The sequence below is a fragment of the Klebsiella sp. GG_Kp175 genome (assembly GCF_040062325.1).
Taxonomy (GTDB): domain Bacteria; phylum Pseudomonadota; class Gammaproteobacteria; order Enterobacterales; family Enterobacteriaceae; genus Klebsiella; species Klebsiella quasipneumoniae.
Genome location: NZ_JBEAFX010000005.1, coordinates 92258 through 112544, shown reverse-complemented (window position 1 = coordinate 112544; position 20287 = coordinate 92258). Strand labels below are relative to the sequence as shown.

At 61.0% G+C, this 20287-nt stretch carries 15 protein-coding genes and 1 riboswitch; of the genes, 10 read left to right on the top strand and 5 right to left on the bottom strand.

Going from position 1 to position 20287, the window contains the following annotated elements; genetic code table 11:
• Positions 1-65: 65 nt before the first annotated feature.
• The gene (gene sgrT / locus ABLU73_RS12050; protein ID WP_004204309.1) at positions 66-218 is read right to left on the bottom strand and encodes a glucose uptake inhibitor SgrT; all 153 of its coding nucleotides are present in this window, start codon (positions 216-218) and stop codon (positions 66-68) included.
• Between the two features lie 87 nt (positions 219-305).
• Here sgrT and sgrR point away from each other — a divergent pair, with 87 nt between their 5' ends.
• The 4 genes from sgrR to thiQ all read left to right on the top strand — a co-directional run bounded on the left by sgrR (position 306) and on the right by thiQ (position 5504).
• Positions 306-1961, top strand: a complete 1656-nt coding sequence (gene sgrR, locus ABLU73_RS12045; RefSeq protein WP_023319716.1) for an HTH-type transcriptional regulator SgrR — start codon at positions 306-308, stop codon at positions 1959-1961.
• 36 nt (positions 1962-1997) lie between these two features.
• Positions 1998-2217, top strand: a riboswitch (TPP riboswitch).
• Positions 2218-2249: 32 nt separating this feature from the next.
• Positions 2250-3233: a thiamine ABC transporter substrate binding subunit gene (gene thiB / locus ABLU73_RS12040; protein WP_264923630.1), complete on the top strand. Its 984-nt coding sequence runs from the start codon at positions 2250-2252 to the stop codon at positions 3231-3233.
• Positions 3209-4819: a thiamine/thiamine pyrophosphate ABC transporter permease ThiP gene (thiP, locus tag ABLU73_RS12035; RefSeq protein ID WP_004204304.1), complete on the top strand. Its 1611-nt coding sequence runs from the start codon at positions 3209-3211 to the stop codon at positions 4817-4819. Before thiB ends, thiP begins: the two co-directional genes overlap by 25 nt.
• A complete protein-coding gene (gene thiQ, locus ABLU73_RS12030) occupies positions 4803-5504 on the top strand; it encodes a thiamine ABC transporter ATP-binding protein ThiQ (RefSeq protein ID WP_264923632.1) in 702 nt (233 codons plus the stop codon). Before thiP ends, thiQ begins: the two co-directional genes overlap by 17 nt.
• Here the strand turns inward: thiQ and ABLU73_RS12025 are convergent.
• Together ABLU73_RS12025 and araC are read right to left on the bottom strand one after the other, a co-directional pair.
• Entirely contained in the window at positions 5491-6258 is a 768-nt protein-coding gene (locus tag ABLU73_RS12025) for a DedA family protein (protein ID WP_017901199.1), read from the bottom strand. The two genes, thiQ and ABLU73_RS12025, sit on opposite strands and share 14 nt — an antisense overlap.
• A gap of 128 nt (positions 6259-6386) precedes the next feature.
• Positions 6387-7232 carry an arabinose operon transcriptional regulator AraC gene (araC, locus tag ABLU73_RS12020; protein ID WP_004204301.1) on the bottom strand — a complete coding sequence of 282 codons (846 nt, stop codon included), beginning with the start codon at positions 7230-7232 and terminating at the stop codon, positions 6387-6389.
• A 337-nt stretch (positions 7233-7569) separates the two neighbouring features.
• Here araC and araB point away from each other — a divergent pair, with 337 nt between their 5' ends.
• The 6 genes from araB (at position 7570) to rluA (ending at position 17922) form a co-directional block, all read left to right on the top strand.
• On the top strand, positions 7570-9279 hold the full coding sequence (gene araB / locus ABLU73_RS12015; RefSeq protein WP_017901200.1) for a ribulokinase: 1710 nt from the start codon (positions 7570-7572) through the stop codon (positions 9277-9279).
• A gap of 10 nt (positions 9280-9289) precedes the next feature.
• Positions 9290-10792, top strand: a complete 1503-nt coding sequence (gene araA, locus ABLU73_RS12010; protein WP_226548844.1) for an L-arabinose isomerase — start codon at positions 9290-9292, stop codon at positions 10790-10792.
• Positions 10793-10928: 136 nt separating this feature from the next.
• The gene (gene araD, locus ABLU73_RS12005) at positions 10929-11624 is read left to right on the top strand and encodes an L-ribulose-5-phosphate 4-epimerase (protein ID WP_049004281.1); all 696 of its coding nucleotides are present in this window, start codon (positions 10929-10931) and stop codon (positions 11622-11624) included.
• A gap of 175 nt (positions 11625-11799) precedes the next feature.
• Positions 11800-14157 (top strand): DNA polymerase II, encoded by a 2358-nt coding sequence (polB, locus tag ABLU73_RS12000; protein ID WP_048322975.1) that lies wholly within the window; start codon positions 11800-11802, stop codon positions 14155-14157.
• A 187-nt stretch (positions 14158-14344) separates the two neighbouring features.
• Positions 14345-17251: an RNA polymerase-associated protein RapA gene (rapA, locus tag ABLU73_RS11995; protein WP_004204289.1), complete on the top strand. Its 2907-nt coding sequence runs from the start codon at positions 14345-14347 to the stop codon at positions 17249-17251.
• Between the two features lie 11 nt (positions 17252-17262).
• Positions 17263-17922, top strand: coding sequence for a bifunctional tRNA pseudouridine(32) synthase/23S rRNA pseudouridine(746) synthase RluA (gene rluA, locus ABLU73_RS11990; protein WP_226548847.1), 660 nt, complete (start codon positions 17263-17265; stop codon positions 17920-17922).
• A 42-nt stretch (positions 17923-17964) separates the two neighbouring features.
• On the opposite strand, the gene citX is transcribed toward rluA, so the two are convergent.
• Complete coding sequence (citX, locus tag ABLU73_RS11985) at positions 17965-18504, bottom strand: citrate lyase holo-[acyl-carrier protein] synthase (RefSeq protein WP_004204286.1); 540 nt, start codon at positions 18502-18504, stop codon at positions 17965-17967.
• Between the two features lie 179 nt (positions 18505-18683).
• Positions 18684-20048: a 2-hydroxycarboxylate transporter family protein gene (locus tag ABLU73_RS11980; RefSeq protein WP_049004278.1), complete on the bottom strand. Its 1365-nt coding sequence runs from the start codon at positions 20046-20048 to the stop codon at positions 18684-18686.
• Positions 20049-20287: the final 239 nt, after the last annotated feature.

Sequence of the window (20287 nt, the reverse complement as noted above, 5' to 3'; positions counted from 1 at the left end):
CGCACCTGCAGCTTGAAAAACGACGAGTATAACACCAATACTCAGTCACACATGATGTCTGCAAGTCAATGATCAGAGGTCTTTGACGTCACTCCCCACTGCATCAGTTCGCCCAGGATTTCCTGCTGTCGTCCTGCCATCAGGCGGGCCAGCCAGGACGCTTCCTGCGTCGCAGAAAAGTAGCGCTGGTAGAACGATTTTGCGGTAGACCTCATCATATTCACCTCCTCGCTTCATCGGGATTCATTATTGGCTTAATATGGGGAGTAATAAATTGCTGAGTTTTGCGCAGGAGTTCCCCTTTTATGTCTTCCGGCCGTCTGCAACAACAGTTCATCCGTCTATGGCAGTGCTGCGACGGCAAGTCGCAGGAGACCACCCTCAACGAGCTGGCGGAAATGCTAAGCTGCTCGCGCCGCCACATGCGCACCTTGCTCAATATGATGGAGTCCCGCGGCTGGCTGACCTGGGAGGCGGAGGCTGGCCGCGGAAAACGCTCGCGGCTGACCTTTCTCTATACCGGCCTCGCCCTGCAGCAGCAGCGTGCCGAAGATCTGCTTGAACAGGATCGCATCGATCAGCTGGTGCAGCTGGTCGGCGATAAAGCCGCCGTCCGTCAGATGCTGGTCTCGCATCTCGGGCGCAGCTTCCGCCAGGGGCGGCACATCCTGCGCGTGCTCTACTACCGGCCGATGAAGAATTTACTGCCCGGCAGCGCGCTGCGACGTTCGGAAACCCATATCGCCCGGCAAATATTCAGCGCGCTGACGCGGGTAAATGAGGAAAATGGGGAACTGGAAGCTGATATTGCCCACCACTGGCAGCAGTTGACGCCCACCCACTGGCGCTTTTTCCTCCGGCCAGGCATCCATTTTCACCATGGCCGTGAGCTGGAGATGAGCGATGTGATCGCTTCTCTGCAGCGCAGCAATGCCCTGCCGCTCTATTCGCATATCGAACGCATCGCGTCGCCCACCGCCTGGACCCTGGATATTCATCTGCGCCAGCCCGACCGCTGGCTGCCCTGGCTGCTGGGCCAGGTGCCAGCGATGGTGCTGCCGCAGGAGTGGCAGACCATGAACCACTTTTCTTCGATGCCGGTCGGCACCGGCCCGTATGCCGTGGTGCGTAACAATCAGAACCAGCTCAAGATCCACGCCTTTGAGGACTATTTTGGCTACCGGGCGCTGATCGATGAGGTGAACGTCTGGGTGCTACCGGAAATTAGCGAAGAGCCCAACGGCGGCCTGACGCTGCAGGGCAATACCGAAAGCGAAAAGGCGGTGGAGAGTCGTCTGGAAGAGGGGTGCTACTATCTGCTGTTCGACTCGCGAAGCCCGCTGGGCGCCAACGACGCGGTGCGTCGCTGGTTAAGCTATCTGTTCCAGCCCGCGAACCTGCTCTACCATGCGGGCGAACACTACCAGGGCAACTGGTTTCCCGCCTACGGCCTGCTGCCGCGCTGGCATCACGCCAGCAACCACGCCAGCGACAAGCCGGCGGGGCTGGAGACGGTCACCCTCACCTATTACCGCGATCACGTCGAACACCGGGTGATCGGCGGGATCATGCGCGACCTGCTGGCCGCGCATCAGGTGAAGCTGGAGATCCAGGAGCTGGAGTACGATGCCTGGCATCGCGGCGAGGTAGTCAGCGATATCTGGCTCAACAGCGTTAACTTCACCTTGCCAATCGAATTCTCGCTATTCGCCTATCTGTACGAAGTCCCGCTGATTCAGCGCTGCATCCCCATCGACTGGCAGGAAGACGCCAGCCGCTGGCGCGCGGGAGAGTTTAATCCGGCCACCTGGAGTCAGCGTCTGCTGGCCAGCCAGCATATCGTGCCGCTGATCCATCACTGGCTGATGATTCAGGGCCAGCGCAGTATGCGCGGCGTGCGGATGAACACCCTCGGCTGGTTCGATTTTAAATCCGCATGGTTTGCGCCGCCGGAGCCGTAAGCCTTTCCGTCATCTGACAAAATCATTACACTAAGGCCGTTCTCAACGGGGTGCTAATAAACATACGCAATATCATTCAAGTTGCATCAAGGCAGCAAGCGGGTGAATCCCCTGGAGCATAGATAACTATGTGACTGGGGTGAACGCGCGAAGCTAACGCAGATGCGGCTTGAAGGATGAAGCGTATGGGCTGAGAAAATACCCGTCGAACCTGATCCGGATAACGCCGGCGAAGGGATTTGAGGCTCACTCAAAATCCTTTGCCCCCCCTTTTTTCTGAGGTGCAAAGTGTTGAAAAAATTACTCCCGCTGCTGGCGCTGGTCGCCATGCCCGCTCTGGCGAAGCCTGTCCTCACTGTCTATACCTATGACTCCTTCTCTGCCGACTGGGGCCCCGGACCGGCGGTCAAAAAAGCGTTTGAAGCGGACTGCGGCTGCGAGCTGAAGTTCGTCGCGCTGGAAGATGGCGTTTCGCTACTGAATCGCCTGCGCATGGAAGGCAAAAACAGCAAGGCCGACGTCGTGCTTGGCCTTGATAACAACCTGCTGGAAGCCGCGGCGCAGAGTAAACTGTTTGCCAAAAGCAACGTACCCGCCAGCGCGGTCAGCGTGCCGGGCGGCTGGGATAACGACACCTTTGTCCCCTACGATTACGGCTATTTCGCCTTCGTCTATGACAAAAACAAACTGGCCAACCCGCCGAAGAGCCTGAAAGAGCTGGTCGAGAGCCCGCAAAAATGGCGGGTCATCTATGAAGATCCGCGCACCAGCACCCCGGGGCTGGGGCTGCTGCTGTGGATGCAAAAGGTCTATGGCGATAAAGCGCCCGAGGCCTGGCAGAAGCTGGCGGCGAAAACCGTTACCGTCACCAAGGGCTGGAGCGAAGCCTACGGTCTGTTCCTGAAAGGGGAAAGCGACCTGGTCTTGAGCTACACCACCTCGCCGGCCTACCACATGATTGAAGAGAAAAAAGACCACTATGCGGCGGCGAACTTCGCCGAAGGCCACTATCTGCAGGTCGAAATTGCCGCCCGCACCGCCGCCAGCAAGCAGCCGGAACTGGCGGAAAAATTCCTCAAATTCATGGTCTCGCCTGGCTTCCAGAACGCCATCCCCACCGGCAACTGGATGTATCCGGTGACCCAGGTCGCGCTGCCGGCCGGTTTTGCAAGCCTGGTAAAACCGCAGACCACGCTGACGTTTACCCCGCAGCAGGTCGCCAGCGAGCGTCAGACCTGGATTAGCGCATGGCAACGCGCCGTCAGCCGCTAAACCTGAGCGGGCTGCTGCCGGGCCTGTTCGCCGCTACGCTGCTCTGCGCCGTCGCGCTGGCGGCGTTTCTGGCGCTGTGGTTCAGCGCGCCCGGCGCGGGCTGGCGGACGGTCTTCAGCGATAGCTACCTCTGGCATGTGGTGCGCTTCTCCTTCTGGCAGGCGTCGCTGTCAGCGCTGCTCTCGGTGGGGCCGGCTATCTTTCTCGCCCGCGCGCTTTATCGGCGTCGCTTCCCCGGCCGCACGTTGCTGCTGCGTCTGTGCGCGATGACCCTGATCCTGCCGGTGCTGGTGGCGGTGTTCGGCATCCTCAGCGTCTATGGCCGCCAGGGCTGGCTGGCCTCGCTGTTTCACACTTTTGGCTGGCAGTGGGATTTCTCACCTTACGGCCTGCAGGGCATCCTGTTGGCGCACGTCTTTTTCAATATGCCGATGGCCACCCGCCTGCTGCTGCAGGCGCTGGAGAACATTCCCGGCGAGCAGCGGCAAATTGCCGCCCAGCTTGGCATGCGCGGCTATGCCTTCTTCCGCCTCGTCGAATGGCCATGGATGCGCCGGCACATTCCCGCCGTCGCCGCGCTGATTTTTATGCTCTGCTTTGCCAGCTTCGCCACCGTGCTGTCACTGGGCGGCGGCCCGAAGGCCACCACGATTGAGCTGGCTATCTACCAGGCGCTGAGCTTTGACTACGATCCGGCGCGAGCGGCAATGCTGGCGTTGATTCAGATGCTCTGCTGCCTCGGGCTGGTGCTGCTCAGCCAGCGCCTCAGTAAAGCGGTGGCTATCGGCGTCAGCCATGTCCGCGGCTGGCGTGACCCTGACGATCGCCTGCATAGCCGGCTGAGCGATGGGTTGCTGATCGGCGCCGCCCTGCTGCTGCTGCTGCCGCCGCTGCTGGCGGTCATCGTCGACGGGGTCAACCGCAATATGCTGGACGTGCTGGCGCAGCCCGCCCTCTGGCAGGCATTAACGACTTCCCTGCGCATCGCCATCGCCGCCGGGCTGTTGAGCGTGACCCTGACAATGATGCTGCTATGGAGCAGTCGAGAGCTGCGCGCCCGCCAGCGGCCGCTGGCCGGGCAGGCGATGGAGCTGAGCGGCATGCTGATCCTTGCCATGCCGGGCATCGTGCTGGCTACCGGCTTCTTTCTGCTGCTCAATAACAGCATCGGCCTGCCGGAGTCCGCCGACGGCATCGTCATCTTTACCAACGCTCTGATGGCGATCCCCTACGCGCTTAAAGTGCTGGAAAACCCGATGCGCGACATTGCCGTCCGCTACAATATGCTGTGCCAGTCGCTGGGGATCGAAGGTCTGACGCGACTGCGGGTCATTGAACTTCGCGCGCTCCGGCGCCCCCTAGCCCAGGCGTTAGCCTTCGCCTGCGTGCTGTCGATTGGCGACTTCGGCGTGGTGGCGCTGTTCGGCAACGAGGCGTTCCGCACCCTGCCTTTCTATCTCTACCAGCAGATAGGCGCCTACCGCAGCCAGGACGGCGCCGTCACCGCTCTGCTTCTGCTGCTGCTCTGTTTCTTACTATTTACGCTGATTGAAAAACTTCCGGGGCGTGATGCTAAAACTCAATGATGTGACCTGGCTGTACCAGCATCTGCCGATGCGCTTTACTCTCGACGTCGCGCGCGGCGAGCGCATCGCGGTGCTCGGCCCCAGCGGCGCCGGAAAGAGCACCCTGCTGAATCTGATCGCCGGTTTTCTGCCGCCCGCCAGCGGCAGCATGCAGATTAACGGCGAGACGCATCACGCGACGCCGCCGGCGCAGCGTCCGGTCTCGATGCTGTTCCAGGAGAATAACCTGTTTAACCATCTGACCATTCGGCAGAATATCAGCCTCGGGATCCACCCTGGCCTGAAACTGAGCCGCGAACAGCAGCAGAAAGTCACGGCGATTGCCGTCCAGATGGGAATTGATGCCCTGCTTGACCGCCTGCCGGGAGCGCTCTCCGGCGGTCAACGGCAGCGCGCGGCGCTGGCCCGCTGTCTGGTGCGCCAGCAGCCGGTGCTGCTGCTGGATGAACCCTTCTCGGCGCTCGACCCGGCGCTGCGTCAGGAGATGCTGGCGCTGGTGGCGGATGTCTGTGAACAGCAGCAGCTCACCCTGCTGATGGTTTCGCACAGCGTGGAAGATGCCGCGCGCATCGCGCCGCGCTCGATTGTGGTCGCCGAAGGGCGCATTGTCTGGGATGGCGCTACCGCCGAGCTGTTAAGCGGCCGCAGCAGCGCCTCGCATCTGATGGGGATCAGCGCGCGATAACCTTGTGCAGGATCGCCAGATAGACCGGCATCAGCGGATGGCGGAAGACAAATGTTAACGCCGTTGCCGCCAGCGCGACCATACACGGCGCCAGCCACAGCAGACGCCCGCGCGGCAGCCAGCGGGACAGCCGATCGCCAGACGTTTTCGCGCTCCGCCACAGCCGCCAGCACAGCCACCCCGCCAGCCAGGCCAGCAGCGCCGCCCCCAGCAGCAGCCATTTAAAGCTGGCGCTGTTTTCATCGGCCGGAATATCAATCGCCGCGCCGGCGAGAATCCCCGGCAGGAAATAGAGCGGCGGCCAGAGCAGGCAGCCGATAATATTCGGGAGCACGAATTTGGCCACCGGCAAGTCGAGCATCCCGGCGACCATCGGCACCAGCGGACGCGTCGGCCCGACAAAGCGGCCAATCAGGATGGTGATCATGCTGTGCTGGTGCAGCGCATGCTCGGTTTTTTCCAGCAGGGCGCGGTTTTTCTTCATGAACGACCAGCGGTGCAGCGGCTTTTTAAAGCGCCAGCCGAGCCAGAATGAGATCCAGTCTCCCAGCAGACAGCCCACGATCCCCGCCAGCCACGCCTGCCAGAAATTAACCTCACCGCCGCCAATCAGCGCCCCAAGGCCGGCCATCATCACCGTTCCGGGTAAAATAAGCCCCACCAGCGCCAGCGACTCGAGAAAGGCCACCAGCATCACGGCTAACAACGAGTAGACCGTGGATTGGGTAATAAAGTGTTCGAGCAATGCTTGCATAATGTACCCGGTTAAAAAACGAAGCCCGGATTCTCCGAAGCCATCGCGCCGTCGTCAAGCCAACAATTGTCTTAATAGTTTACTGGCTGTGACATTTAAGCGGGTCATCATTTCACTTTCTTTACTTTTTATTCACATCCCGCGCGGAATTCGCTCGGGCTGGCGCCGGTGCATTTTTTGAACACGCGGGAAAAATAGAGCTGATCTTCAAAGCCGACGTTGCGCCCGACGGTGGCGATCGGCATCCGCGTGGTGCTCAGCAACAGTTTGGCCTGGCTGATGCGCTGATCTTCACGCCAGCCGAGCACGCTGATCCCCAACTGCTGGCGGAACAGGTGCGACAGACGCGAGGGCGACAGGCAGACGTGCTGGGCGACGCTGGCGATATCAAAATGGCTGTCCGCCAGATGGTCGCTGATGTACTGGCAGGCGTCGCGCACCCGGTTATCCAGCGGCGGATGCAGCGATTCGTTGATCGCCTCCATCCGCCGCAGCAGGAGCTGTTCCAGCAGATTAATCGCCAGCAGTTCGGAATAGCGCCCCGCCCCCTGTCCGGCATCGACTATCTGGCCGAACAGCTCGCCAAAGCGCGCCTGCCACTGCTCGTCCGGACGGAAAAAGCCGGTCTGGGCGAAGATGGTCGGCCAGTTGAGCCACTCGTGCCAGTAGGCGCGCGGGCGGAAGTAGACCCACTGGTGATACCACTCGCTGGCGTCGGGATGGCGGCCGTAGTGATGGATCTCCCCCGGCGGGAACAGCAGCATATCGCCCGGCCGGCAGACAAACTGCTCGCCGTGGTTGTTGATCACCCCCTCGCCGCGGATCGTCAGGTTGAGGATATAGCCTTTCATACCCAGCGGGCGGTCGATAAAAAAATCCAGGTATCCCTGCGCCTCAATCGGCGTCAGACCGGTGACCAGATGAGCGTTAAAAGAGTAGCCCGGCAGCAGCGGATCGTTTTGCGTTTCGGCCATACGCGTGGTTCTCCCCGAAGGTATTAGTGACACCAATTGTCCATATTCATCATTTTATCGCTCTCGGCCCTGTCACGACTGCGACGGCAGTGGGAATTTCGCTAAAAAGCCGCACAGCAAGCGAAAAAAGCGCCAGCGGCGTGCATTCCACCGTGATATGCCGGGTAACAAAAGTGTCTATAAATACGGCAGGAAAGTCCACATCGAATATTTGCACGACGTCACACTTTGCGAGGTGACAGCAAAATAATCCATAAGATTAGCGAATCCGGCCTGACGGATTTTGCCGGGGATATCTACTGTTGCTGCATGAATGATTTCTGCATGGAGTAACAAGATGGCAATTGCGATTGGCCTCGACTTTGGTAGTGACTCAGTCCGCGCCCTGGCGGTGGAATGCGCCTCCGGCGCAGAACTGGCGGCAAGCGTGGAGTGGTATCCACGCTGGCGGGAAGGACAGTATTGCGATGGCGCTAACAACCGGTTCCGCCACCACCCGCGAGATTACATCGAGTCCATGGAAGCGGCGCTGAAAAGCGTACTTGCCTCCCTGAGCGCCGAACAGCGCGCCGACGTCGTGGGCATTGGCGTCGACAGCACCGGCTCAACCCCGGCTCCCGTTGATGCCGAGGGCAACGTGCTGGCGCTGCGCGAAGAATTCGCTGACAACCCTAACGCCATGTTTGTCCTGTGGAAGGATCACACCGCGGTCGAGGAAGCCGAGGCGATCACCCGCCTGTGCCACCAGCCGGGCAAAGAGGATTACTCGCGCTATATTGGCGGGATCTACTCCAGCGAATGGTTCTGGGCCAAAATCCTCCACGTCACCCGGGAAGATAGCGCCGTCGCCCAGGCAGCCGCCTCGTGGGTGGAGCTTTGCGACTGGGTACCCGCCCTGCTCTCCGGCACCACCCGTCCGCAGGATCTGCGCCGCGGCCGCTGCAGCGCCGGGCATAAATCCCTGTGGCATGAGAGCTGGGGCGGTCTGCCGCCGGCCAGCTTCTTCGATGAGCTTGATCCCATCATTAACCAGCATCTGGCCTGGCCGCTGTTCACCGATACCTGGACGGCCGATGTGCCGGTCGGCACGCTGAGCGCAGAGTGGGCCCAGCGCCTGGGCCTGTCGCAGACCGTGGCCATCTCCGGCGGCGCCTTCGACTGCCATATGGGCGCCGTGGGCGCCGGCGCGCAACCTAACGCGCTGGTGAAAGTCATCGGCACCTCCACCTGCGACATTCTGATTGCCGATAAAGAGAGCGTCGGCGACCGCACGGTCAAAGGCATCTGCGGCCAGGTCGACGGCAGCGTGGTCCCGCACTTTATCGGTATGGAGGCAGGCCAGTCCGCCTTCGGCGATATTTACGCCTGGTTTGGTCGCATTCTCGGCTGGCCGCTGGAGCAGCTAGCCCAGCAGCAGCCAGCGTTGCGGGAGCAAATCAAAGCCAGCCAAAAACAGTTACTGCCGGCGCTCACCGAAGCCTGGGCCAACAATCCATCGCTGGAGCATCTGCCGGTGGTACTTGACTGGTTCAACGGCCGCCGCACGCCGAATGCCAACCAGCGCCTGAAAGGGGTGATCACCGACCTTAACCTGGCCACCGACGCGCCGGCGCTATTCGGCGGTCTGATCGCCGCCACCGCCTTCGGCGCCCGCGCCATTATGGAGTGCTTCACCGAGCAGGGGATCCCGGTTAACAACGTCATGGCGCTTGGCGGTATCGCGCGGAAAAACCAGGTCATCATGCAGGCCTGCTGCGACGTGCTGAACCGTCCGCTGCAAATTGTCGCCTCCGATCAGTGCTGCGCGCTGGGGGCGGCTATCTTCGCCGCCGTCGCCGCCGGTGTCTATGAGGATATTCCAGCCGCCCAGCAGCGGATGGCAAGCCAGGTGGAAACCACCCTGCAGCCGCGCCCGGCGCAGGCACAGCGTTTCGAACAACTCTATCAGCGCTACCAACAGTGGTCGGTCAGCGCCGAACAACACTATCTCCCTTCGGCTGCAAAGGCGGAAAAAGCCCCGCAATCTCAGGCAGCGCTCACCCATTAAGGATACGAAAATGACGATTTTTGATAACTATGAAATATGGTTCGTTATTGGCAGCCAACATCTGTACGGCCCGGAAGCCCTGCACCAGGTGACGAAGCATGCCGAACATGTGGTGAACAGCCTGAATGCGGAAGCCAAACTGCCGTGCAAACTGGTCCTTAAGCCGCTGGGCACCACCCCGGACGAAATCACTCACATCTGCCGCGACGCTAACTACGATGACAAATGCGCCGGGTTAGTGGTCTGGCTGCACACCTTCTCGCCGGCAAAAATGTGGATCAACGGCCTGACCATTCTCAACAAGCCGCTGCTACAGTTCCATACGCAGTACAATGCCGCGCTGCCCTGGGACAGCATCGATATGGACTTTATGAACCTGAACCAGACCGCGCATGGCGGCCGCGAGTTCGGCTTCATCGGCGCCCGTATGCGCCAGCAGCACAGCGTGGTGACCGGCCACTGGCAGGATAAAGAGGCCCACCAGCGCATCGGCGGCTGGATGCGCCAGGCGGTCTCCAGACAGGATACCCGTCATCTTAAAGTGTGCCGTTTCGGCGATAACATGCGCGAAGTGGCGGTGACCGACGGCGATAAAGTCGCGGCGCAGATCAAGTTTGGCTTCTCGGTGAACACCTGGGCGGTCGGCGATCTGGTGCAAGTGGTCAACAGCGTCAGCGACGGCGATATCAGCGCCCTGGTCGATGAATACGAGAGCAGCTATCGTCTGACCCCGGCGGCGCAGGTTCACGGCGACAAGCGTCAGAACGTGCTGGACGCCGCGCGCATTGAGCTGGGGATGAAACGCTTCCTCGAACAGGGCGGTTTCCACGCCTTTACCACCACCTTTGAAGATCTCCACGGCCTGAAACAGCTCCCGGGGCTCGCCGTACAGCGCCTGATGCAGCAGGGCTACGGCTTTGCCGGCGAGGGCGACTGGAAAACCGCCGCTCTGCTTCGCATCATGAAGGTGATGTCAACTGGTCTGCAGGGCGGCACCTCCTTTATGGAGGATTACACCTACCACTTCGACAACGGCAACGATCTGGTGCTCGGCTCGCACATGCTGGAAGTGTGCCCGACGATCGCCACCGCCGAGAAACCGATCCTCGACGTCCAGCCGCTGGGCATCGGCGGCAAAGCGGATCCGGCGCGCCTGATCTTCAATACTCAGACCGGCCCGGCGATTGTCGCCAGCCTGATCGACCTGGGAAACCGCTTCCGTCTGCTGGTCAATACCATCGAAACCGTCCCGACCCCGCACGACCTGCCGAAGCTGCCTGTGGCCAACGCCCTGTGGAAAGCGCAGCCGGATCTGCGTACCGCTTCGGAAGCCTGGATCATCGCCGGCGGCGCGCACCATACCGTCTTCAGCCATGCGCTGAACCTCGACGATATGCGCCAGTTCGCCGAACTGAATGATATCGAGCTGACGGTCATCGACAACGACACCCGTCTGCCGGCCTTCAAAGACGCGCTGCGCTGGAATGAAGTCTATTACGGTTCAAAACGCTAAGAGGTCGCCCCCTCACCCTCCCCTCTCCCCGCCGGGGAGAGGGTACCGGCCTGGCGCGATGCCGCCTTTCTCCCTCTCCCGCCAGGAGAGGGTCGGGGTGAGGGATACCCGACTCGCCTGCTATTCGGAGCACACTATGTTAGAAGATCTTAAAAGCCAGGTGCTGGAAGCCAACTTAGCGCTGCCGCAGCATAATCTGGTGACCTTAACCTGGGGCAACGTCAGCGCCGTCGACCGCGACCAGGGCGTTCTGGTTATCAAACCCTCCGGCGTGGATTACCGCGTGATGACCGCCGACGATATGGTGGTGGTCAGTCTGGAGAGCGGCGAAGTGGTGGAGGGTAAGAAGAAACCCTCGTCGGATACCCCGACCCATCGCCTGCTGTATCAGGCCTTCCCGACGCTGGGCGGCATTGTGCATACCCATTCGCGCCACGCCACCATCTGGGCGCAGGCCGGTCAAGCTATTCCGGCGACCGGCACCACCCACGCCGACTATTTCTATGGTCCGGTGCCATGCACCCGGCTGATGACCGATGCGGAGATCAACGGCGAATACGAATGGGAAACCGGCAAGGTGATTGTCGAAACCTTCCGCCAGCGCGAGATCGACCCGGCGCAGATGCCCGGCGTGCTGGTGCATTCCCACGGCCCGTTCGCGTGGGGTAAAAACGCCGAAGACGCGGTGCATAACGCCATCGTGCTGGAAGAGATCGCCTATATGGGCATCTTCTGCCGCCAGCTGGCGCCGCAGCTGCCGGATATGCAGCAGACGCTGCTGGATAAACACTATCTGCGTAAGCATGGGGCCAAAGCCTACTACGGCCAATAATCACCCTGCTCGCGCTGCGTTTAGCAGGGCTACGGCTCTGCACCGTCTGGCAGACCGGATAAGGCGCAAGCCGAAATCCGGGGCCACCTCAGCGCCGAATACCTGTATAAAATCCCAGCACCCATTGAGAAACCAGGCTATAATCAGGCCTGGTTTTTTATCATCGAGAGCACCCGTGACCCAGCCACGAGCAGGTTTTCTACTCACCCGTCACTGGCGGGACACTCCGCAAGGCACCGAGCTTTCCTTCTGGCTGGCCACCGACGACGGCCCGCTGCAGGTCACGCTGCCGCCGCAGGAGTCCGTCGCCTTTATCCCCGAAGCGCAGCGGGCGCAGGCTGAGCGACTGTTGCAGGGTGAGAAAGGCTTCCGCTTCGCCCCGCTGGCCCTGAAAGATTTCCACCGCCAGCCGGTTGTCGGCCTCTACTGCCGCGCCCATCGTCAACTGATGCGTCTGGAGAAGATGCTCCGCGACAGCGGCGTCACCCTCTATGAGGGCGATATCCGTCCGCCGGAGCGCTACCTGATGGAGCGCTTTATTACCGCCCCGGTGTGGGTGGAAGGCGAAACGCGCGGCCCACAGCTGGTTAACGCGCGCATGAAACCTAATCCTGACTATCGCCCGCCGCTGAAATGGGTGTCGCTGGATATCGAAACCAGCCGCCACGGCGAGCTGTACTGCATCGGCCTGCAAGGCTGCGGTCAGCGGGTGGTCTACATGCTGGGCCCCGAACCGGAAACGCCGCCAGGCGTCGATTTCGATCTGGTCTACGTCGCCAGTCGCCCCCTGCTGCTGGAAAAACTCAACGCCTGGTTTGCCGATCACGACCCCGACGTGCTGATCGGCTGGAACGTGGTGCAGTTCGATCTGCGCGTCCTGCAAAAGCATGCCGAACGCTACCGCATCCCGCTAAGGCTCGGCCGCGGCAACAGCGAGCTGGAGTGGCGCGAGCACGGTTTTAAGAACGGTGTCTTCTTCGCCCAGGCCCACGGCCGGCTGATTATTGACGGCATCGACGCGCTGAAATCGGCGTTCTGGAATTTCTCCTCCTTTTCGCTGGAGGCGGTGGCCCGCGAGCTGCTGGGCGAAGGCAAAGCCATCGACAACCCATGGGATCGGATGGACGAGATCGATCGCCGCTTCCATGAAGATAAACCGGCGCTGGCCATCTATAACCTACAGGACTGCGAGCTGGTGACGCGGATCTTCCACAAAACGGAGATCATGCCATTTCTGCTCGAGCGGGCGACGGTCAACGGCCTGCCCGCCGATCGCCACGGCGGCTCGGTCGCCGCCTTCAGTCACCTCTATTTTCCGCGCATGCACCGCCTGGGCTACGTGGCGCCGAACCTCGGCGACGTGCCGCCCCAGGCGAGCCCCGGCGGCTATGTGATGGACTCCCGCCCCGGCCTGTATGACTCGGTGCTGGTGCTGGACTACAAGAGCCTGTATCCGTCGATCATTCGCACCTTTTTAATCGATCCTGTCGGCCTGGTGGAGGGCCTGGCGCAGCCCGATGACCAGCACAGCATTGAGGGCTTCCTCGGCGCCCGCTTCTCGCGAGACAAGCACTGCCTGCCGGGGATTGTCAGCCAGATCTGGCACGGCCGCGATGAAGCCAAGCGCCAGCACAATAAGCCGCTCTCCCAGGCGCTGAAGATCATCATGAACGCTTTTTACGGCGTGCTGGGCACCAGCGCCTGCCGCTTCTTCGACCCACGTCTCGCCTCGTCGATCACCATGCGCGGCCACGCGATCATGCGTCAGACTAAAGCGTTAATTGAAGCCAATGGTTATGACGTCATCTACGGCGATACCGACTCCACCTTCGTCTGGCTTAAGCGCCCGCACAGCGAAGCGCAGGCGGCGGAGATCGGCCGGACGCTGGTGAACGACGTCAACGCCTGGTGGGCGCAGGAGCTTGGCAAACTCCAGCTAACCAGCGCCCTGGAGCTGGAATACGAAACCCACTTCTGCCGCTTTTTGATGCCGACGATCCGCGGCGCCGATACCGGCAGCAAGAAGCGTTACGCCGGAATGATTCAGGAGGGCGACGGCCAGCGCATGGTTTTCAAGGGTCTGGAAACAGTGCGCACCGACTGGACGCCGCTGGCCCAGCAGTTTCAGCAGGAGCTGTACCTGCGCATCTTCCGAAACCAGCCCTATCAGGATTATGTGCGGGAGACTATCGCCAGGCTGATGAACGGCGAGCTCGATGAGCAGCTGGTTTATCGCAAACGCCTGCGTCGGCCGCTGGCGGAGTATCAGCGCAACGTGCCGCCGCATGTGCGCGCCGCGAGGCTTGCCGATGAGCACAACCTGAAGCGGGGTCGGGCGCAGCAGTATCAGCAACGCGGCACCATCAAATACGTCTGGACCACCGGCGGTCCGGAACCGGTGGATTATCAGCAGTCGCCGCTCGATTACGACCACTATTTGTCAAAGCAGCTGCAGCCGGTAGCGGAAGGGATCCTGCCCTTCGTCAACGACGACTTTGCTACAATAGTGACAGGACAGCTGGGGCTATTTTGATTTTTTCTCACCCATTCCGCGGGCGCAGAAGCCTGAAAATGAACCGTGAGGAGGACGTGACGAACGTTCTGCCATCCAGTAATATAGCGCCCTTTCCATTCCTGGCCCCAATTTTGACGCATCTCCGGTTGTACATGGAGATGATCAACTATTGCCTGCAATTAAAGAACTAAAGAGCCGAACATATATGCCTTTTACACTTGGTCAACGCTGGATTAGCGACACAGAGAGCGAACTAGGATTAGGGACGGTGGTAGCGCTGGATGCGCGCATGGTCACTCTCCTTTTCCCCGCCATCGGCGAAAACCGTCTGTACTCACGCAACGATTCCCCGATCACTCGCGTGATGTTTAACCCGGGCGACACCATTACCAGCCACGAAGGCTGGCAGCTCCACGTTGACAAAGTGCATGAAGAGAATGGGCTGCTGTCCTACACCGGCACCCGCCTCGATACCCAGGAAGCGAACGTCACCCTGCGTGAAGTGCTGCTCGACAGCAAACTGGTGTTCAGCAAGCCGCAGGACCGTCTGTTCGCCGGCCAAATCGACCGCATGGACCGCTTTGCCCTGCGCTACCGCGCGCGCAAGTTCCAGAGCGAGCAGTACCGCATGCCGTGGAGCGGCCTGCGCGGCCAGCGCACCAGCCTGATCCCGCATCAGCTGAACATCGCCCACGACGTGGGCCGTCGTCACGCGCCACGCGTCCTGCTGGCCGATGAAGTGGGCTTAGGTAAAACCATCGAAGCCGGGATGATCCTGCACCAGCAGCTGCTCTCCGGCGCCGCCGAGCGCGTACTGATCGTGGTCCCGGAAACCCTTCAGCACCAGTGGCTGGTGGAGATGCTGCGCCGCTTCAACCTGCGCTTCTCGCTGTTTGACGACGAGCGCTACGCCGAAGCGCAGCATGACGCCTACAACCCGTTCGAAACCGAACAGCTGGTGATCTGCTCTTTAGACTTCGTGCGCCGCAGCAAGCAGCGCCTGGAGCACCTGTGCGACGCCGAGTGGGACCTGATGGTGGTCGATGAAGCGCACCACCTGGTGTGGAGCGAAGAGGCGCCGAGCCGCGAATATCAAGCCATTGAACAGCTGGCCGAGCGCGTGCCGGGCATTCTGCTGCTGACCGCGACGCCGGAACAGCTGGGGATGGAGAGCCACTTTGCGCGCCTGCGCCTGCTGGATCCGAACCGCTTCCACGATTTCGCGCAGTTTGTCGAAGAACAGCAGAACTACCGTCCGGTGGCCGACGCTGTCGCTCTGCTGCTGGCGGGCAACAAGCTGAGCGATAGCGAACTCAATACCCTCGGCGATCTAATCGGCGAGCAGGATATCGAGCCGCTGCTGCAGGCCGCCAACAGCGATCGTGAAGACGCTCAGGCCGCGCGCCAGGAGCTGGTCTCGATGCTGATGGACCGCCACGGCACCAGCCGCGTGCTGTTCCGTAACACCCGTAACGGCGTCAAAGGTTTCCCGAAACGCGAGCTGCACACCATTCGCCTGCCGCTGCCGACCCAGTACCAGACCGCCATCAAAGTATCCGGCATCATGGGCGCCCGCAAAACCGCGGAAGAGCGCGCGCGCGACATGCTCTACCCGGAGCAGATCTATCAGGAATTTGAAGGCGATACCGGCACCTGGTGGAACTTTGACCCGCGCGTCGAGTGGCTGATGGGCTACCTGACCAGCCATCGCTCGCAGAAGGTACTGGTGATTTGCGCCAAAGCCGCCACCGCGCTCCAGCTGGAGCAGGTGCTGCGCGAGCGCGAAGGTATCCGCGCCGCCGTGTTCCATGAAGGGATGTCGATTATCGAACGCGACCGCGCCGCGGCGTGGTTTGCTGAAGAAGACACCGGCGCCCAGGTGCTGCTGTGCTCCGAGATCGGCTCCGAAGGACGCAACTTCCAGTTCGCCAGCAACCTGGTGATGTTCGATCTGCCGTTTAACCCGGATCTGCTGGAGCAGCGTATCGGCCGTCTCGACCGTATCGGCCAGGCGCACGATATCCAGATCCACGTCCCGTACCTGGAAAAGACCGCGCAGTCGGTGCTGGTGCGCTGGTATCACGAAGGCCTCGACGCCTTTGAACATACCTGCCCGACCGGACGGACCGTCTACGACAGCGTCCATAACGAGCTGATCAACTACCTTGCGGCGCCGGAATCCACCGACGGCTTTGACGATCTGATCAAATCCTGCCGCCAGCAGCATGACGCTCTGAAAGCGCAGCTGGAGCAGGGCCGCGACCGTCTGCTGGAGATCCACTCCAACGGCGGCGAGAAAGCCCAGGCCCTGGCGGAGAGCATCGAAGAGCAGGATGACGACACCAGCCTGATCGCCTTCTCGATGAACCTGTTCGATATCGTCGGCATCAACCAGGACGACCGCGGGGAAAACCTGATCGTCCTCACCCCTTCCGACCATATGCTGGTGCCGGATTTCCCGGGCCTGCCGGAGGACGGTTGCACCATCACCTTCGAGCGTGACGTGGCGCTGTCCCGTGAAGACGCGCAGTTCATCACCTGGGAACACCCGCTGATCCGCAACGGCCTCGACCTGATCCTCTCCGGCGATACCGGCAGCAGCACTATTTCCCTGCTGAAGAACAAGGCGCTGCCGGTCGGCACTCTGCTGCTGGAGCTGATCTACGTGGTCGAAGCGCAGGCGCCGAAGCAGCTGCAGCTCAACCGCTTCCTGCCGGCGACCCCGGTTCGCATGCTGCTGGATAAAAACGGCAACAACCTCGCCGGCCAGGTGGAGTTTGAAAGCTTCAACCGCCAGCTGAGCGCGGTCAATCGCCACACCGGCAGCAAGCTGGTCAACGCGGTGCAGCAGGACGTTCATGCCATTCTGCAGCAGGGCGAAGCGCAGATCGCCAAGGCGGCGCAGGGGCTGATCGACGCGGCGCGTAGTGAAGCCGACGATAAGCTGACGGCGGAACTCTCCCGTCTGGAAGCGCTGAAGGCGGTCAACCCGAACATCCGTGACGACGAACTGGCGGCGATTGAAAGCAACCGCCAGCAGGTGCTGGAGGCGCTGGGACAGGCCGGATGGCGTCTGGACGCGCTGCGTCTGATCGTCGTCACTCACCAGTAACGGAACGCGAAATGGCGATGGAAAACTACAATCCGCCGCAGGATCCCTGGCTGGTGATCCTGTATCAGGATGAGCACATCATGGTGGTCAACAAGCCGAGCGGCTTGTTGTCCGTGCCGGGTCGTCTTGATGAGCATAAAGACAGCGTGATGACGCGCATTCAGCGCGACTTCCCGCAGGCCGAATCGGTGCATCGCCTTGATATGGCCACCAGCGGCGTGATTGTGGTGGCGCTGAATAAGGCGGCCGAGCGCGAACTGAAGCGCCAGTTCCGCGAGCGCGAGCCGAAGAAGCAGTACATCGCCCGCGTCTGGGGCCATCCGCAGCCGGCGGAGGGCCTGGTGGATTTACCGCTGATTTGCGACTGGCCGAACCGGCCAAAGCAGAAGGTGTGTTATGAAACCGGCAAAGCGGCGCAGACCGAGTATGAGGTGCTGGAGTACGCGGAAGATAATACCGCCCGCGTGCGCCTGAAGCCAATTACCGGACGGTCACACCAGCTGCGCGTGCATATGCTGGCGCTGGGACATCCGATCCTTGGCGACCGCTTTTACGCCACGCCGGAGGCGCTGGAGATGGCCCCGCGCCTGCTGCTTCACGCCGAGACGCTCACCATCACCCACCCCGCCTACGGCAACGCGATGACCTTCCGCGCGCCGCTCGACTTTTAGGACCTCCCCGGCAGCGCTCTGCTGCCGGGGAATGCTAACCCGTTAATCGCGGGCAAACCACGCGTCAATCATTTGCTCAACGCGGGCAACGACGAGATCGGTGTCGTGACGACGGCTACGCGCGCAGGCGTGCGCCGGCTCATCGCACAGCAGGCAGCGGCGCTGCGACTCGCCCAGCGACTGGCGTCCCACCTGCCCGCTCTGCGGACAGATCACATCGATATCCCACAAGCGTCCCAGCGGATGGCTCTGCTCCAGCGTACTGCACATCGCTTTGATTTCGCTGGCCGGATGCGCCACGCACCACAGCGCTTCAGGCCCGGTCGGCAGCCACAGCACCTGACGATCCAGCGTTTGCCAGCGGTGCTTCCAAAGCAGCTGATCGCAGGCCTGGAGGGCTACGCCCATCATGTTGCGATAGCGAATGCTGTCCTTCACCGCCCCGGGGGTCACCAGGGTCAGGGAAATAACAGGCTGCTGATAATGGGCCAACCAGTCGGCCTGGCGGGCTGCACGCTGCTCTTTCGCCGCCAGCAATGCGTCGATGCTGACGCCCGCCTGGGCGGGAGTATCCACTGACATTAATTCCTCTCCTACATATGATAAATGCGACAGCGCCTGGACTGTCATAATGATGGTTGCGATAGCCGATCGCGCGCTGATTGTAACGCTAAATGCGGAGCATTTAGGATACAGAACGCAGATATTTTCGGCGTTCTGTAGCGGAAAATAGCAGTTTTATCGCTGAGCGTAGCGTTATATCACGCCAGATAGTGGCTGAGGAACAGCAACCCCAGAGAGACATTTATCGCCCCGCCAATCCGGGTAGCGATCTGCGCGAACGGCATCAGGCTCATGCGGTTACCAGCGGTCAGGATCGCCACATCGCCGGTGCCGCCCTGCCCGCTCTGGCAACAGGAGACAATCGCCACATCGATCGGGTGCATCCCTATCTTTTTACCGACCAGGAAACCGGTCGCCACCAGCGCGGAGACGGTGCTGACGATCACCAGCAGGTTAGTGAAAGTGAAGGCGTTCACCAGCTCCTGCCACGGGGTGATCGCCACACCGACGGCAAAGAGGATCGGGTAGGTGACCGCGGTGCGGAAGAATTTATACACCATCTGCGATCCCTCCTGCAGGCGCGGAGACACCACATTAGCCAGCTTTAACAGCACCGCGAGAAACAGCATGCCCACCGGCGCCGGCAGACCAATCAGTTTGTGGCCGAGCATCCCCATCATATACAGCAGTACCGCCAGCAGCGCGCCGGAGGCCAGCGTCCCGACATCGGTTTTACCGCTCATGCCTTCACTCTCGCCGAGGCTGCGGGTTTCATGGCTGCGGTTCGGCATCAGTTGCCCTTCGCCGGTCAGATGCGGGAGGCGCTTGCCGAGTTGGTTGAGGCAGCCGGAGATGACGATCGCCGTCAGGCTGCCGAGCATTACCATCGGCAACACCCGGCCCAGGGCCACCCCCTGCTCCATATGCATCAGCGCGGCATAGCCCATCGACAGCGGGATCGCCCCTTCCCCCACGCCGCCGGCCATGATCGGCAGCACGATAAAGAAGAACACCTGAAACGGCTCCATGCCCAGCAGCGTGCCAACGCCGATGCCCACCAGCATGCCGACCACCTCGCCGCACAGCATTGGGAAGAAGATCTTCAGGAAGCCCTGAATCAGGGTGGTACGGTTCATACTCATGATGCTGCCGACGATAATGCAGCAGATATAGAGATAGAGGATGTTGGTGGATTTATAGAATTTGGTGGTGGATTCCACGACCACGTCCGGCAGCAGGCCGTAATGGACCAGCGCGGAAGGAATAAAAGTGGCGCAGATCGCCGCCGCGCCGAGTTTCCCCAGCACCGGCAGGCGTTTACCAAACTCGCCGCAGGCGAAGCCAAAGAAAGCCAGAGTGGCCACCATCACCACGATATCGCTCGGCAGTTTACCGCCAAGGCAATCGAGGGCAATCAGCCCCCCGGCCAGCAAAAACAGCGGCAGCGGGACGATCCCTACCTTCCAGTTATCCATGATGTGCCACCAGCGCTGCCTGAGCGTGGCTTTCGGCGTATTGATCGGTTCAAGGGTTGCAGAGAATGCATTGTCTGTCGTGCTCATAAATTCAGCCCTGTCGTTATTATTCATTTTCAGCGTAAAGGGACAGCGGCGTCGTTAATGTGAAGCTCCCCGAATTAAAAAAGAAGTTTTAATGGTCACTATGGTTTTTATGGTTTCTATTCGCGGATCCGCGCAGGGGTGATATATCTCTGATTTATTATCGTGGTTTTTATGGTTTTTATTTCCCATCACGCCTTATATCCACCGCAACCGCTGGCGGCAGCCCGCGCCTGCGCCGC

Bases quoted from the DNA above. Each gene is read 5' to 3' on its own strand.
- sgrT (WP_004204309.1), bottom strand. From the start codon at position 218: ATGATGAGGTCTACCGCAAAATCGTTCTACCAGCGCTACTTTTCTGCG.
- sgrR (WP_023319716.1), top strand. From the start codon at position 306: ATGTCTTCCGGCCGTCTGCAACAACAGTTCATCCGTCTATGGCAGTGC.
- thiP (WP_004204304.1), top strand. From the start codon at position 3,209: ATGGCAACGCGCCGTCAGCCGCTAAACCTGAGCGGGCTGCTGCCGGGC.
- thiQ (WP_264923632.1), top strand. From the start codon at position 4,803: ATGCTAAAACTCAATGATGTGACCTGGCTGTACCAGCATCTGCCGATG.
- ABLU73_RS12025 (WP_017901199.1), bottom strand. From the start codon at position 6,258: ATGCAAGCATTGCTCGAACACTTTATTACCCAATCCACGGTCTACTCG.
- araC (WP_004204301.1), bottom strand. From the start codon at position 7,232: ATGGCCGAAACGCAAAACGATCCGCTGCTGCCGGGCTACTCTTTTAAC.
- araB (WP_017901200.1), top strand. From the start codon at position 7,570: ATGGCAATTGCGATTGGCCTCGACTTTGGTAGTGACTCAGTCCGCGCC.
- araA (WP_226548844.1), top strand. From the start codon at position 9,290: ATGACGATTTTTGATAACTATGAAATATGGTTCGTTATTGGCAGCCAA.
- araD (WP_049004281.1), top strand. From the start codon at position 10,929: ATGTTAGAAGATCTTAAAAGCCAGGTGCTGGAAGCCAACTTAGCGCTG.
- rapA (WP_004204289.1), top strand. From the start codon at position 14,345: ATGCCTTTTACACTTGGTCAACGCTGGATTAGCGACACAGAGAGCGAA.
- rluA (WP_226548847.1), top strand. From the start codon at position 17,263: ATGGCGATGGAAAACTACAATCCGCCGCAGGATCCCTGGCTGGTGATC.
- citX (WP_004204286.1), bottom strand. From the start codon at position 18,504: ATGTCAGTGGATACTCCCGCCCAGGCGGGCGTCAGCATCGACGCATTG.
- ABLU73_RS11980 (WP_049004278.1), bottom strand. From the start codon at position 20,048: ATGAGCACGACAGACAATGCATTCTCTGCAACCCTTGAACCGATCAAT.